Origin of the sequence: Cloacibacterium sp. Arc13, assembly GCF_041431305.1 — a bacterium.
Taxonomy (GTDB): domain Bacteria; phylum Bacteroidota; class Bacteroidia; order Flavobacteriales; family Weeksellaceae; genus Cloacibacterium; species Cloacibacterium caeni_B.
Map to the genome: position 1 here is coordinate 18,765 of NZ_JASMRM010000007.1, position 14,758 is coordinate 33,522.

General features: G+C 32.2%; 15 protein-coding genes. 9 read left to right on the forward strand and 6 right to left on the reverse strand.

What is annotated here, in order from left to right; genetic code table 11:
- Window positions 1–8 precede the first annotated feature (8 nt).
- Genes QO190_RS06865 through ribA form a run of 3 tightly spaced genes read right to left on the reverse strand, consistent with a single transcriptional unit; the run spans window position 9 to window position 2,981 of the window.
- Entirely contained in the window at window positions 9–857 is an 849-nt protein-coding gene (locus QO190_RS06865) for a phytoene/squalene synthase family protein (protein WP_371462200.1), read from the reverse strand.
- A 52-nt stretch (window positions 858–909) separates the two neighbouring features.
- Window positions 910–2,364 (reverse strand): phytoene desaturase family protein, encoded by a 1,455-nt coding sequence (locus QO190_RS06870; RefSeq protein ID WP_371462199.1) that lies wholly within the window; start codon window positions 2,362–2,364, stop codon window positions 910–912.
- Between the two features lie 14 nt (window positions 2,365–2,378).
- On the reverse strand, window positions 2,379–2,981 hold the full coding sequence (gene ribA, locus QO190_RS06875) for a GTP cyclohydrolase II (protein ID WP_371462198.1): 603 nt from the start codon (window positions 2,979–2,981) through the stop codon (window positions 2,379–2,381).
- A 176-nt stretch (window positions 2,982–3,157) separates the two neighbouring features.
- Here ribA and QO190_RS06880 point away from each other — a divergent pair, with 176 nt between their 5' ends.
- The 9 genes from QO190_RS06880 to QO190_RS06920 all read left to right on the forward strand — a co-directional run bounded on the left by QO190_RS06880 (window position 3,158) and on the right by QO190_RS06920 (window position 11,024).
- Window positions 3,158–3,814: a TetR family transcriptional regulator C-terminal domain-containing protein gene (locus QO190_RS06880; RefSeq protein WP_371462197.1), complete on the forward strand. Its 657-nt coding sequence runs from the start codon at window positions 3,158–3,160 to the stop codon at window positions 3,812–3,814.
- Window positions 3,815–3,817: 3 nt separating this feature from the next.
- Window positions 3,818–5,143 carry an ABC1 kinase family protein gene (locus QO190_RS06885; protein ID WP_371462196.1) on the forward strand — a complete coding sequence of 442 codons (1,326 nt, stop codon included), beginning with the start codon at window positions 3,818–3,820 and terminating at the stop codon, window positions 5,141–5,143.
- Window positions 5,136–5,291: a DUF2256 domain-containing protein gene (locus tag QO190_RS06890; protein ID WP_371462195.1), complete on the forward strand. Its 156-nt coding sequence runs from the start codon at window positions 5,136–5,138 to the stop codon at window positions 5,289–5,291. The genes QO190_RS06885 and QO190_RS06890 overlap by 8 nt, the downstream gene beginning before the upstream one ends.
- A complete protein-coding gene (locus tag QO190_RS06895; protein WP_371462194.1) occupies window positions 5,243–6,544 on the forward strand; it encodes a DASH family cryptochrome in 1,302 nt (433 codons plus the stop codon). Before QO190_RS06890 ends, QO190_RS06895 begins: the two co-directional genes overlap by 49 nt.
- Window positions 6,526–8,007: a cryptochrome/photolyase family protein gene (locus QO190_RS06900; RefSeq protein WP_371462193.1), complete on the forward strand. Its 1,482-nt coding sequence runs from the start codon at window positions 6,526–6,528 to the stop codon at window positions 8,005–8,007. Before QO190_RS06895 ends, QO190_RS06900 begins: the two co-directional genes overlap by 19 nt.
- On the forward strand, window positions 8,007–8,288 hold the full coding sequence (locus tag QO190_RS06905; RefSeq protein WP_371462222.1) for a TIGR03643 family protein: 282 nt from the start codon (window positions 8,007–8,009) through the stop codon (window positions 8,286–8,288). The genes QO190_RS06900 and QO190_RS06905 overlap by 1 nt, the downstream gene beginning before the upstream one ends.
- A gap of 77 nt (window positions 8,289–8,365) precedes the next feature.
- Window positions 8,366–9,064 (forward strand): SDR family NAD(P)-dependent oxidoreductase, encoded by a 699-nt coding sequence (locus tag QO190_RS06910; RefSeq protein ID WP_371462192.1) that lies wholly within the window; start codon window positions 8,366–8,368, stop codon window positions 9,062–9,064.
- A 5-nt stretch (window positions 9,065–9,069) separates the two neighbouring features.
- Window positions 9,070–9,717 (forward strand): MarR family winged helix-turn-helix transcriptional regulator, encoded by a 648-nt coding sequence (locus QO190_RS06915; RefSeq protein WP_371462191.1) that lies wholly within the window; start codon window positions 9,070–9,072, stop codon window positions 9,715–9,717.
- A 2-nt stretch (window positions 9,718–9,719) separates the two neighbouring features.
- Window positions 9,720–11,024, forward strand: coding sequence for a deoxyribodipyrimidine photo-lyase (locus QO190_RS06920; protein ID WP_371462190.1), 1,305 nt, complete (start codon window positions 9,720–9,722; stop codon window positions 11,022–11,024).
- Here QO190_RS06920 and QO190_RS06925 read toward each other — a convergent pair.
- From QO190_RS06925 to gyrB, 3 genes are all read right to left on the reverse strand, one after another.
- Window positions 11,016–11,864: a diacylglycerol kinase family protein gene (locus tag QO190_RS06925; RefSeq protein WP_371462189.1), complete on the reverse strand. Its 849-nt coding sequence runs from the start codon at window positions 11,862–11,864 to the stop codon at window positions 11,016–11,018. The genes QO190_RS06920 and QO190_RS06925 overlap by 9 nt on opposite strands.
- Window positions 11,865–11,882: 18 nt before the next feature.
- Window positions 11,883–12,683 carry a DUF3298 domain-containing protein gene (locus QO190_RS06930; protein ID WP_371462188.1) on the reverse strand — a complete coding sequence of 267 codons (801 nt, stop codon included), beginning with the start codon at window positions 12,681–12,683 and terminating at the stop codon, window positions 11,883–11,885.
- 84 nt (window positions 12,684–12,767) lie between these two features.
- Complete coding sequence (gene gyrB, locus QO190_RS06935; protein WP_069796649.1) at window positions 12,768–14,702, reverse strand: DNA topoisomerase (ATP-hydrolyzing) subunit B; 1,935 nt, start codon at window positions 14,700–14,702, stop codon at window positions 12,768–12,770.
- Window positions 14,703–14,758 lie beyond the last annotated feature (56 nt).

The window sequence follows — 14,758 nt, forward strand, 5'->3', positions numbered from 1 at the left end:
TTTTAAATTTATCTTACGAAGTTAAGATTTTTAAACAAAATCATCTCTCCGAAAAGATAAACTTTTCTCGCATTAGAAACACTGATTCTTTTGTGCATCAATATTTCTGGCTTACATTTTTTAATTTTCTTGAATAAATTGGTGTAGTATTTATAGGCCATAAAAACCGCTAATCTAGAAGAAATCGGCAACATTTTAATCCCGATTAAAGAATGTTCAAAATCTTTAGCAATGTCTTTCTCGATTTCTAATTTATCTTGTTGAGAAAAATTTCTGAAATTCACATTCGGGAAATAAGTTCTTCCTAAATCTGTATAATCTGCAGAAATATCTCTTAAGAAATTGATTTTTTGGAACGCCGCTCCTAAACTTTGCGCAAAAGGTTTCAGTTTTTGATATTCTTCTTCATTGCCATCTGCAAATACTTTCAAACACATTAACCCAACTACTTCTGAACTTCCGTAGATGTATTCATTGTATTTTTCGTCATTTAAATCCTTGATATCGCCCAAATCCATTCTCATAGAATGCAAAAACGCATCTACCAAATGCTGAGGAATATTTTTCTCTCTTTGCGTGGTACAAAAAGAATGAAGAATAGGATTGAGAGAAATACCATTATCTAGGGCATCTCTGTAGTTTTTCTCGAATTCATCAAGCAATTTTGCTTTGTCATAATCATGAAAAGTATCTACAATTTCATCTGCAAAACGCACGAAACCATAAATATTATAAATATGCTGACGAATTTCTGGCTTAAACAAAGTAGAAGCTCTAGAAAACGAAGTGCTGTATTTTTCGGTAACCATTTTCGAGGTTAATCCAGAAATGTGATTAAAAATTTGAAAATTATTCATTTTTCTTGTGTTTTGTGTGGTTTAAAATTGAGTCTAACAAATTTTCAATAGATTAATTGTTCTTTATAATATAATCTGTCACTACTTTTCCAGAAATCAATGCAGGTGGAACTCCAGGTCCTGGAACAGTTAATTGCCCTGTATAAAAGAAATTTTTCAATTTTTTATTCTTAATCGTTGGTCTTAAAACCGATGTTTGCAATAAAGTATTTGCCAAACCATAAGCGTTTCCTCTACAAGAATGATAACGCTCTTTGAAATCTTTTACACCAAATGATTTTTTGAAAACGATGGCATCACTTAAATCTTCTCCTGTGCATTTTTTAATTCTATCGAGAATCAACTGGAAATATTTTTCGTGAATTTCTTCGTTGTCTTCTAAATCTACCGCAACTGGAATAAGGAAAAACCCAACTTCCTTACCTTCTTCACAAAGAGAATCATCTGTTTTGCTCGAAAAATTAGCATAAAACAATGGTTGTTTCGGTAATTCTTTGGTATCATAAATCTCTTTTGCATGCTCTTCAAAATCGGTATCAAAGAATAAATTATGATGCAAAAGATGGTTCACTTTTCTGTTAAAAGCTACATAATATAAGAACGAACTCGGCGCAAAAGTTTTCTTTTGCCAATATTCTTCACTGTAATTTCGGTTTCCGTTGAGTAATTTTTCGGTGTGTGCATAATCTGCTCCAGAAATGAAAACATCTGCTTCATACACTCCGTTTTGAGTTCTGATTTTTTTGGCTTGATTATTTTCATAATCTATTCCAATAACTTCTTCATTCACATGAAATTCTACGCCTAATTCTTTGGCTAATTTCACCATTCCAAGCGCAACCGCATTGAAACCTCCTTTAGGATACCATGTTCCCAAACCGAAATCTGCATGATTCATAAAATTGTAGAAAGCTGGAGTTTTATTTGGTTTTGCCCCTAAAAATAATACAGGAAATTCTAAAATACTTCTCAATTTAGGATTTTTGATTTCCTTTCTTACTTGCTCAGAAATATTTTTGACAAATAAATTTAGTCTTTTTGCACTTTCTACAGAAACCAATTCTAACAATGATAAACCTGGATTATACACCAAATCCTGCATCGCAATTCTATAGTTTTCTTGAGCTTCATCCATGAATTTTTTCAAATGTTTTCCGCTTCCTGGTTCTATTCTTTCGAAAGTTGCAATGATTTTTTCTGGAGTATCTTCGATGTCGATGTAATCATTTTCACCAAAAACCACTCTATAAGCTGGCGAAAGTTTTTCTAGCTCATAATAATCTGAAACTTTTTTACCAAAATCCGCAAAAAATCTCTCGAAAATATCAGGCATCCAATACCAACTTGGGCCCATATCAAACTTATAGCCATCAATTTCCATCATGGAAGCTCTTCCTCCTAATTGTTCATTTTTTTCTAAAACCGTCACTTTGTAACCCGCTTTTGCCATATAACAAGCAGAAGCTAGCGAAGAAAATCCGGAACCAATAATTACTGTTGTTTTCAAGGGTATTTAATTTTTTATATTGATGATAATGCTTCTTCTAATTGATGCCCAAAATAACTTTTTTTGACCTCTAAATATGATTTATTGATATGATTAGCCTTAATATTCAGTGGAATTCTCTTCACCAATTGAATATTACTGTTTTCCACAAAACTTAATTTTTCGGGATTATTCGTTAAAAGATTGATTTTTTTAACGCCTAAAATATTTAGAATTTCTATGGCTACATTAAAATCTCTATCATCTGCAGGTAAACCCAACTGAAGATTAGCTTCTACTGTATCAAGTCCTAATTCTTGCAACTGATAAGCCTTTATTTTATTGATAATCCCAATATTTCTACCTTCCTGACGAAGATATAAAATAATTCCTCCATTTTCATCTATATATTTCATAGATGCGTCTAATTGTTGACCACACTCGCATTTTTGAGAATGAAAAATCTCTCCCGTAATACATTCTGAATGAATTCTTACGTTTACCACCCCGTTAAAATCTGTATTTTCAGAGATTAATGCAATGTGTGGCATCCAATCTTCTTGTGATTCTGAAAATGCTACAATTTTGAAATTCCCAAAATCTGTAGGCAATTTTGATTCTGCTTGTATCTTGATCATATTATCTATTTTTTAAATCATAATTATTGTACAAATTTATACTTTATTTTGTTAAGTAGTAAAATATTTTACTATTTTTGTCATCAATAAATTCTATTGAATGTATCAATTAATAGAAATTAACTCAAAAAAACTCATTATTAAAGGAATACAAACCGATTTAAAAAAATTGAAATATGAAAAATAAAACCATCAATTCAGAAAAAATATTATCCGATTACGGAAATTATTTACTTACTCACGGAGAAAGACCTAAAAATATCTTCGTTTTTGCACAAGAAAATCACTTTGATGAAAAAGAATTTTATCAATTCTTTTCAAACTTCGAACATCTGGAGAAAGAAATTTTAAAGCATTTTTTTCAAAAATCTTTAGAACTTTCTCTAGAAATCGAAGGTTATGAAGACATGAGTGCTAAAGAAAGATTACTGAATCTTTATTTCATCTTTTTTGAAAACCTTACCATGAATAGGTCTTTAGTTCTTATGATTTTAGGGAAAAAGAATCTTTCTACATTACAAAAACTCAAAGAACTAAAATCTGAACATCAAAAATTTATTAAAACATTAGACTTTAATGATTTAGAAATTTTAGAAAAAGCTAAAGATTCTATAAAAAATTTCAATGAAAAATCTAGAGAAGAAGCGCTTTGGTTACATTTTCTCTCTATCATTGAATTTTGGCAAAAAGATGAATCACAAAGTTTTGAAAAAACAGATTTATTCATTGAAAAAACCATTGACACAGGTTTTGAATTCTTAAACAATGAACCTTTGAAAAAAATCATTGATTTAGGAAAATTCTTGTGGAAAGAAAAATTTCAAAAATCGTAAAAAATGAAAACCCTCAATAAAATTCCCACGGGAAAAATAGAACGCGCCAGCAATTTACTGAAAGCCGGTGCAAAAGTTGGCGTAAATTACATTAAATATTACGGCAACAAAATCACCAAAGACGAAGAAGAAGCCAAAAAAATTCTAAACGAAGACAATGCTGCAGACATTTATGACAGTTTAAAAGAACTAAAAGGTTCTGCACTGAAAGTAGCACAAATGCTGAGTATGGAAAAAAACATCATGCCACAAGCTTATGTAGAAAAATTTTCGCTTTCGCAGTTTTCGGTTCCGCCACTTTCTGGAGCTTTGGTTAAAAAGACTTTTAGAAAATATTTTGGCAAAAATCCTGAAGATATTTTTGATGAATTTTCGCCAGAATCAGTCAATGCAGCAAGTATTGGTCAGGTTCATAAAGCCAAGAAAAAAGGTCAAGAATTGGCCGTAAAAATTCAATATCCTGGAGTTCAGGAAAGCATTTCCAGCGATTTGAAATTGGTAAAACCAATCGCAATGAAGATGTTCAACATCCGAAAAGAAGGTTCTGAATCGTACTTTAAAGAAGTAGAAGATAAATTGTATGAAGAAACCAATTACGATTTAGAACTCTCACGAAGTGAGCAAATTGCGCAACAATGTGCTCATTTAGAAAATATAAAATTTCCGAAATATTATCCAGAATTTTCTTGTGAAAAAATCATTACGATGGATTGGTTGCATGGAAAACATTTCTCTGAATTTATCAAAACCAAACATCCGCAGAAAACCCTGAATAAAATCGGACAAACACTTTGGGATTTTTACATGTATCAAATGCATGTTTTGAAGCAAGTTCATGCAGATCCGCATCCTGGAAATTTTTTGATTTCGGAAAAAGGCGAATTAATGGTGATCGATTTCGGTTGTGTGAAGGAAATACCGAGTGATTTTTATGAGCCTTATTTTGAATTGGCAAAAGTGGAAAACTTAATGAATCAAGCGTTTTTTGAACAAAAATTATATGAATTAGAAATTCTTAAACCAGAAGATTCATCTGAAGAAAAAGTCTTTTTCAGTAAACTTTTCCATGAAATGTTGGAATTATTTACCAGACCTTTTAATCAAGAGTTTTTTGACTTTTCTGATGAGAGTTTCTTTCAAGAAATTGCCGATTTAGGTCAGCGTTATGCCAAACTCAGCGATTTAAAAAACATGAATACCAATCGTGGTTCTAGACATTTTATTTATCTGAACCGAACGTTTTTTGGTTTATATAATATGATGCACGATTTAAGATCTGAAGAAATAGAAATTAATCATTTTCAAAAATTTATGGTAGAAAATGCCTAAAAATTTACCCTCAAAAATCTGTGAAGTTTGCGGTTTACCTTTTAACTGGCGCAAAAAATGGAAAAAAGACTGGGAAGAAGTGAAATATTGTAGCGAAAAATGCAGGAAAAACAAAAAATCAACATCGTTTGGTTCAAAAACGATCTAAGAACCAAAGACCAAATATCACTATTTAAGGCATCTCAAGAAGATTTGCCTTTTATAGCTTTGTATATTTTCGATGAAGATTTTTATCAAAAAAAGCAGTTTGGTTTTAGAAAAATCGGGAAATTTCGTGCAAAATTTTTGTTGGAAAGTGTTCAAAATTTACATTACAATCTTGCTGAACTCAACATAACTTTTTTAACAAAATTGGGAAAAACAAAAGAGATTTTTGAAAAAATCAATGAACACTACTCTGTTCAAAAAATCTTTTTTGAAAAAGAATTTACTCAAGAAGAAGTGGATTTAGAAAAAAGTGTTTCTTCTGTCTTACCTCATGTGAAATTTGAAAAATCTTACTCACAATTTTTATTAGAACCAGATTTTGTTTTCGGAAAATTAGAAAAAATCCCTGCGCTTTTTACCACTTTCAGAAACAAGGTTGAAAAGAATTTCAGCGTAAGAAAACCTTTAAAAATAGAAAAAAGAAAAGTATTTTTTGAACTAGAAATTCCATCAGACAAAATTGATTTAGAAAAATTAGGTTTTGAGGATTTCGAAACGCATCCCGACTCAGCATTTCCTTTTTCTGGCGGTGAAAACGCAGCTTGGGAAAGATTGCATTATTATTTTGAAGAAACTCAACTGCTTAAAGATTATAAAAATACCAGAAATGGATTGGTAGGAAGTGATTACAGTTCCAAATTTTCGTCGTGGTTAGCCAATGGAAGTATTTCGGCGGTTTCCATTTATGATGAAGTGAAAAAAATTGAACAAAAATTCGGAGCCAATGAATCTACCTATTGGTTGATTTTCGAATTGCTGTGGCGAGATTATTTCAAATTTATTGCTTTGCAACACCGCAATGAAATTTTTTACAAAAACGGACTTCAATCCCATAAAAATGTAGAATTTCAGAACAATCCTCAAAAATTAGAACAATGGGTTTCTGGAAAAACGCATTCAGAATTTGTGAATGCCAACATGATTGAACTTCAAAAAACTGGTTTCATGAGCAATCGAGGAAGACAAAATGTGGCTTCGTATTTCTGTAAAAATCTTCAACTGGATTGGCGAATTGGCGCTGCCTATTTCGAGGAAATGCTCATCGATTATGATGTTCATAGCAATTACGGAAACTGGCTGTATTTGGCTGGAATTGGAAATGATGCACGAGACAGAAGTTTCAACACAGAAAAACAGGCAGAACAATACGATAGCGATAAAAAATTTAGAAATTTATGGCTGAAAAACCACTAAAAACGGCACAATTGATATTTCCGCATCAGTTATTTCAAGAGATTTCTTTTCTTGAAAAGGAAATTCCTGTGTTTTTAGTGGAAGAATTTTTGTTTTTCAAACAGTATACATTTCACCAACAGAAACTGGCTTTTCACAGAGCTACCATGAAATTCTATGAAAATTTTCTACTCGAAAAAGGATTCAAAGTTCATTATATAGAAAGCATTTCGGAGCTTTCAGACATTCGAAATTTAATTGGATTTTTAGAACAAGAAGGTTTTGAAAAAATCAAAATCATAGATGTTTGTGACGATTGGTTGGAAAAGAGGATTTTAAAGACAAAATTAGGAGTTGAGATTATTGAAAATCCAAGTTTTATCAATTCAAAAGAAGATTTAAAGGTTTATTTTGAAGGCAAAAAGCATTATCATCAAACCGATTTTTACAAGCAACAACGCGTTTCTAGAAATATTCTTTTAGAAAATGGAAAACCCGTTGGCGGAAAATGGACTTTCGATACCGAAAACCGAAAAAAATATCCCAAAAATAAAAAATCGCCTTCTATTTCATTTCCTCAGAATAACTGTTTTTACGAAGAAGCGAAAATTTATATTTCTGAAAATTTCAGAAATCATTATGGAGAATTAACAGATTATCAAATCTATCCAACTACCTTTTCCGAAGCGGAAATTTGGTTCGAAAATTTCTTAGAAAACAGATTTTTAGAATTTGGAATTTATGAAGACAGCATTGTAGAACAAGAGCATTTTTTGCATCACAGTGTGTTGTCTCCATTGATGAACATTGGCTTTTTAACTCCAAACATTATCCTAGAAAAATCCATTGAATTTGCTCAAAAAAATGAAATTCCACTCAATTCTTTAGAAGGATTCGTTCGTCAGATTTTAGGTTGGCGAGAATTTATTCGAGGAATTTATTTGTACCAAGGAAGTTTCGAAAGAACCCGAAATTTTTGGAATCATCAACGAAAAATTCCAAAATCTTTTTATGATGGAACTACAGGAATAGCTCCGATTGACAAAACCATTAAAAAAATATTGAAAACGGGTTATGCTCATCACATTGAACGATTGATGATTCTCGCCAATTTTATGAATTTGTGTGAGTTTCATCCAGATGACGTCTATCAATGGTTTATGGAGATGTTCATTGATGCGTATGATTGGGTGATGGTACCTAATGTTTATGGCATGAGTTTGTTTGCAGATGGCGGAATCATGAGCACAAAACCGTATATCAGCGGAAGCAATTACCTCAAAAAAATGAGTGATTATTCCACCGAAAATTGGGGAGAAATTTGGGATTCCCTTTTTTGGAATTTCATCTCTAAAAATCAAGAATTTTTTAGAAAAAATCCAAGATTGAGCATGATGCTCATCACTTGGAATAAAATGACAGAACAGCAAAAAGAATTACATCTCGTGAGAGCTCAAAACTTTTTAGAAAAATTACACCAATGATGAAAAAAAATTTTAGTGTAGAACAAATCGACAGAATTATAGAAATGGCTTGGGAAGACAGAACGCCATTTGAAGCTATCGCTTTTCAGTTTGGGATTTCTGAAGCTGAAATCATCGCTATTATGAGAACTGAACTGAAAAGAAGTTCTTTCAATCTTTGGAGAAAAAGAGTGAATTCTGGTGTTAGTCAAAAGCATCTCAAAAAGAGAAATCCAGAAATTGAGAGATTTAAATGTACCAGACAGAGAACCATAAGTTTAAATAAAATATCAAAAAGATAAATGAGATTTTAGATGTAAGGTTTTAGATTTTAGATTTAAAATCTGTGAGAAAAAATAAAACAAAAAATTAAAATAATATGAAAAATATAGTCATCATCGGTTGTGGAAGCGGAATAGGTTTAGCTACCGCAAAACAATTACAAAACGAAGCCCAAATCATCGGAATTTCTAGAACAGAAACTCCAGAATTGAAAAATGTAAAACTTCATTTTTATCAAAAAGACATTCTAACAGACACTTTGGATGATGTTTCTTTTCCTGAAAAAATTGATGGATTGGTTTATGCACCAGGAAGCATCAATTTGAAACCTTTCGGAAGATTATCTGCTGAAGATTTCAAAAAAGATTTTGAAATTAATGTTTTGGGTGCTATTAAAATCATTCAAAAAATATTGCCAAATCTTAAAAAGTCTGAAAGTGCTAGTGTGGTTTTATTCAGCACCGTTGCAGCAAAATTAGGGATGCCTTTTCATTCTTCTATCTCCGCAAGTAAAAGCGCTGTAGAAGGTTTGATAAAGAGTTTAGCGGCAGAATTTTCGCTACAAAAAATAAGATTTAACGCTATTGCGCCATCACTTTCAGACACCAATTTAGCCACTGCTTTATTGGCATCGCCAGAGAAAAGAGAAGCCGCTGCGAAAAGACATCCGCTACAGAAAATAGGAAATCCAGAAGAAATTGCAAAAATGGTTGTATTTTTACTTTCTGATTCTTCTTCTTGGATTACCGGACAGATTTTTGGCATTGACGGAGGAATGAGTACTATTAAATTATAAGCAATATGGAAACCAGTTTTTTAATTAATCTCCTTTTAGAAGTTCAGGAATATGAACATTCTAAATCGTTTAAAAATCATGCTACGATAGAAGATTTCAGAATTTGGCTCAACGAAAAAAAATATACTACGGAAAGTCCGACCAAACTTTTTAAAAATGAAAACCACGATGTAAGTTTCACCGAAAATGAAATTTGCAAACAGGTTTTGCTTTTGGGCAGATTTTCTAAACAAATGATTCGCAAAGGTTTAAGCGATTTCCCGACTTTAGCGAACGAAGAATTTACTTATCTCTACAGACTCAAAGATGAGCCTTCTTTGACCAAAATGCAACTCATCGAAAGAAACGGTCACGAAAAACAAACGGGAATTCAAATCATCAAAAGACTTCTAGACGATGGTTTGATTCAAGAAACCGTGGATGAAAATGACAAACGTGCCAAAAGATTGACTTTGACCAAAAAAGGAGAAGAAGCCTTCCATCAATCGGTAGAAAAAGTCAATACCACTTCTAGAATTCTTTCGGCAAATCTTAAAAATGATGAAAAAACAAAATTGCTGGAATTACTGAAAAAAGTAAACGATTTTCACTACACTTTGTACACAGAATACAAGAATTCTGAAATTAAAGAACTCCTTCATTTGATAGAATAAGCATGGATAAAATATCTATTTTTTGGTTCAGAAGAGACCTTCGTTTAAAAGACAATCACGGATTATTTCAAGCATTAGAATCGGGAAAAAAGGTTCTGCCGATTTTTATTTTTGACGAAGATATTTTAGATTTATTAGAAAATAAGTCGGATAAGAGAGTTGATTTCATTGTACAAACGTTACAAACCCTGAATTCTTTTTTAAAATCAAAGAATAAAGGCATCAAAATTTTCAAAGGAAAACCTTTTGAAATTTATAAAAAACTCACTGAAAACTATGAAATAGAAGCCGTTTATTGCAATGAAGATTATGAACCTTACGCAATAAAAAGAGACCAAGAAATTGCGGATTTTTTGGCTTCAAAAAATATCGCTTTTCATCAGTTTAAAGACCAAGTTATTTTTCACAAAGACGAAATTGTAAAAGCCGATAAAAAACCTTACACGGTTTATACTCCGTATTCAAAACTTTGGCTTAATGAATTTCAAAAAGTTGATTTACAAGGATTTCCAACAGAAAAAAAACTAGACAATTTACTAGATATTCCTTTTGAAGAATTTAAAATTGAAGATATTGGTTTTCAAAAAACAGATTTAGCATTTGAAGTTCCAGAAGCAGATCTTCACATCATCAAAACTTACGAAGAAACTCGAAATTTCCCTGCGGTAAAAGGAACTACACAATTGGGTGTTCATCTGAGATTTGGAACCATCAGCGTAAGAAAATTAGCCAAAATTGCCAAAGAAAATAATCTTACTTTTCTGAAAGAATTGATTTGGAGAGAATTTTTTATGCAGATTTTGTATCATTTTCCAAAAGTGGTCAATCATTCTTTCAAGACAAAATATGATGCCATTCCTTGGGAAAATAATCCTGAATTTCTAGAAAAATGGAAAGCTGGAAAAACAGGATTTCCTATTGTAGATGCGGGAATGCGTGAACTGAACGCTACTGGTTTTATGCACAACAGAGTGAGAATGATTACCGCGAGTTTCCTCATCAAACATTTGCTTACTGATTGGCGAATTGGCGAAGCCTATTTTGCGGAAAAATTAATGGATTACGATTTAAGTGCGAATAATGGAAACTGGCAATGGTGTGCAAGTTCAGGTTGTGATGCCGCTCCTTATTTTAGAATTTTCAATCCAGATGAACAACAGAAAAAATTCGATCCAGATTTTAAATATATTAAAAAATGGATTCCTGAATTTGGAACAAAATACTATCCAAAACCTATCGTAGAGCATAAAAAAGCCAGAGAAAAAGTACTGAATGTGTACAAAGAAGCTTTAGATAATTTAGACTAAAATTCTTAAACTTTTTGGAAGAACTTTTACTTTAACTGGAGATGAAATTTGGTTAAATTCACCGTCTAAATGCCACAAATATGAATCAACTGAAAACTCAATTTCTGGAACTGACAAATAATGAATGTACTGATTGGGAACCAATTTTTTGGTAAACATTCTATAAGCAAAAACGCCAGAATGCGTGAAAGGAAACTTCTTTACCAAAGCAATTTCTAACAAACCATCACTTTTACTTGCATGAGGAGCAATGTAGGCATTATTCCCAAATTGACGGGTGTTTGCAACGTTGAGCATCAAGTATTTTCCATCAAATTTTTTAAATTTTTCTTCAAATTTGATGATAATCGGTTGGTATTTAAAAAAAGTCTGGATAGAAGTTTTGATGTAGTTTTTAAAACCTCTAGAAGTCTTCTCAAAAGCTTCGATTACAGCGCCGTCAAATCCTACTCCAGCTACATTAATCGAAAATCTTTCGTTTACTGTAAACGTATCAATTTCTTTAAAATTTTTCTTTTGGATTTTCGCTAAAAGTTCGTCTAAATTTTTAGAAAACTTGGTTTCATTCGAAAAACCGTTACCGCTTCCTGCTGGGTAAATCCCTAGAATTTTATCCGTGTGAATTAAATTTTTCGCAACCGTAGAAATGGTTCCGTCACCACCAATAGCAACGAAAACGTCTATTTTTTCAAAATTTTCCTTAATGAAATTTTCAGTATCCTGAATAGACTTAGAAATTAAATACAACGGATTTTCAACCTTTGCTTGTAAAGAATTAAGAAAAGGCTGATAATTTTTCTTTGCAGAAAAAGGATTGATGATAAATGCTACATTTTGCATGGGTGCAAAAGTACGGAATTATTTAATGTTATTCCTCGAAATAAATTCTGGTTTTAAGTAAGATTTCAACTCAGAAAAAGGAATAGAAATTTCCACTACTCCTGCTGCATAAGCTGTAATTTCGTATTGATTGTACACAAAAGTGATGTTTCGGGAATCAAAATAGAAATTGTTATTTACAGGAATTTTATCAACTAAAAGCATTTCTTTTTGGTCTGGATTTTTAAAATTTTTCATTAAAATTTTATTCCAATCTACTTTATTGATATCCTTAAAAATATCAGAAAGTTGAATTACTGCATTGGTTTTTAAGTCAAAATTTTTGAACAATATATTATAGTAACCATGTGCTCCACCAGAAAAGCCATCATTTTCATAAGAAATGGTGAGAACATCATTTTGATTAGAGAAAACCTTCATGTAAGAATTTTCTTCCCAAGTTTGTTCAAAATCTGGAGTATATTCTTTAGCATCTTCTTGAGCTTGAGAAAAATAAGCTTCTTTTTGATTTACCAATTCTTTCTGAATATTTTCTTTAGAATATGTCTCTAATTTGATTCCAGATGGACTATAAATACTGTCTAATAAAGTTTTATTATGCAGCGTAGGAAATAACAAAATGGTTGATGAAGTTCGTAATTTCAAAGTTTTTGCTACGGAAATAGAATCTTGCAATTGAAGAGAATCTACCGCAAAAGGTAAATTTTCAGAAGCCAATTCATTGGCATTTTCTGGAATAATTCCTTTATTTCCTGTAGTTTTTGGGCTACAAGAAAAGAGTACGAAAGCAGTAGCTAAAGCTAGAAAAATAGTTTTCATGGAATTCAGATTTGTGAGCTTAAATATAGCAAAAAACCGTCCAAAAATTGAACGGTTTTGAAATTATTGATAAAATATTGAATTTTAAGCGTCAATATTTGCATAGATTGCATTTTTCTCGATGAATTCTCTTCTTGGTGGCACTTCATCGCCCATTAACATAGAGAATACGTTATCTGCTTCTGCAAGGCTTTCTATGGTTACCTGTTTTAAAATTCTGTTTTCAGGATTTAGAGTAGTTTCCCATAACTGTTCTGGGTTCATTTCCCCAAGACCTTTATAACGCTGTACTTCTACTCCTTTTCCATCTGGAGCCATTTCTAATGTTTTTGCTTCTCTTTCTTTCTCGTTGTAAGCATACATTTTTTTGTTTCCTTTTTTCAATAAATATAAAGGCGGTTGTGCAATGTAAATGTATCCTTGTTCAATGAGTTCTTTCATATATCTAAAGAAGAACGTAAGAATCAACGTAGAAATGTGAGAACCATCAATATCAGCATCGGTCATGATTACGATTTTGTGATATCTTAGTTTTGCCAAATTCAAAGCTTTAGAATCTTCTTCAGTTCCTACAGAAACACCAAGAGCAGTATAAATATTCTTGATTTCGTCATTATCATATACTTTGTGAAGCATAGATTTTTCTACGTTCAAGATTTTACCTCTCAATGGAAGAATCGCTTGGAAATGTCTATCTCTACCTTGTTTAGCAGTCCCACCTGCAGAATCTCCCTCTACTAAGAATATTTCTGAAATTTCTGGATCTTTAGAAGAACAGTCAGATAATTTTCCTGGTAAACCAGAACCTCCCATTGGAGATTTTCTCTGAACCATTTCACGAGCTTTTTTCGCAGCTTGTCTTGCTTTTGCAGCTAGAACTACTTTTTGTACGATTTGCTTCGCTTCATTAGGGTTTTCTTCTAAGAAATTGGTAAGCATTTCGCCTACAATTTTATCTACAGCACCAGAAACTTCTGAGTTTCCTAATTTGGTTTTGGTTTGCCCTTCGAACTGAGGCTCCATTACTTTTACTGAGATAATCGCTGTAAGACCTTCTCTAAAGTCATCACCCGTAATTTCTACTTTTTCTTTTGCAGGAAGACCTAGTTCATCCGCATATTTCTTTAAAGTTCTAGTAAGAGCTCTTCTGAAACCTGCTAAATGCGTTCCACCTTCGTGCGTATTGATATTATTTACGTAAGAGTGTAAATTCTCGTTGAATGAAGTATTGTAACGCATCGCTACTTCTACCGGAATATCATCACGCTCACCTTCCATGAAGATTACGTGTTCCATGATTGATTCACGGTTTCCGTCAATGTAGGCAACAAATTCTTTAAGGCCACCTTCTGAATGGAACGTTTCAGTTGGGAAACTTCCATCTTCATTTTTTCTTCTTTCGTCTGTTAAAGTAATGGTAATTCCTTTGTTTAGGAAAGCTAATTCTCTTAATCTAGCAGCTAAAGTATCATAATTGTATACCAATTCTTGGAAAATGCTTCCATCTGGTTGAAAGAAAACTTCAGTTCCTGTAGAAGTAGAAGTTCCTATTTCTTGTACATCTGCTAATGCTTTTCCTTGAGAATATTTTTGTTGGTATAATTTTCCGTTTCTAGAAACAGTAGCAATTAACGAAGTAGAAAGTGCGTTCACACAAGAAACCCCAACTCCGTGAAGACCACCAGAAACTTTGTAAGAATCTTTATCAAACTTACCACCTGCACCAATTTTGGTCATTACTACTTCTAGCGCAGATTTTTGTTCTTTTTGGTGAAAGTCTACAGGAATACCTCTACCATTATCTTTTACAGAAATCCCGTCTCCTTCGTGGATGGTTACTGCAATGGTATCACAATGACCCGCCAAAGCTTCGTCAATAGAGTTATCAACTACCTCATAAACCAAGTGATGCAAACCTCTAACACCTACATCACCAATGTACATAGAAGGTCTAAGACGCACGTGTTCTATTCCTTCTAATGCCTGAATACTGTCTGCTGTATATTGTTTTTGACTCATATTTTTTGCTCTCTGCTTTCAGCTTTTTGCCTTCAGCAAATTAAAATTAATATTAT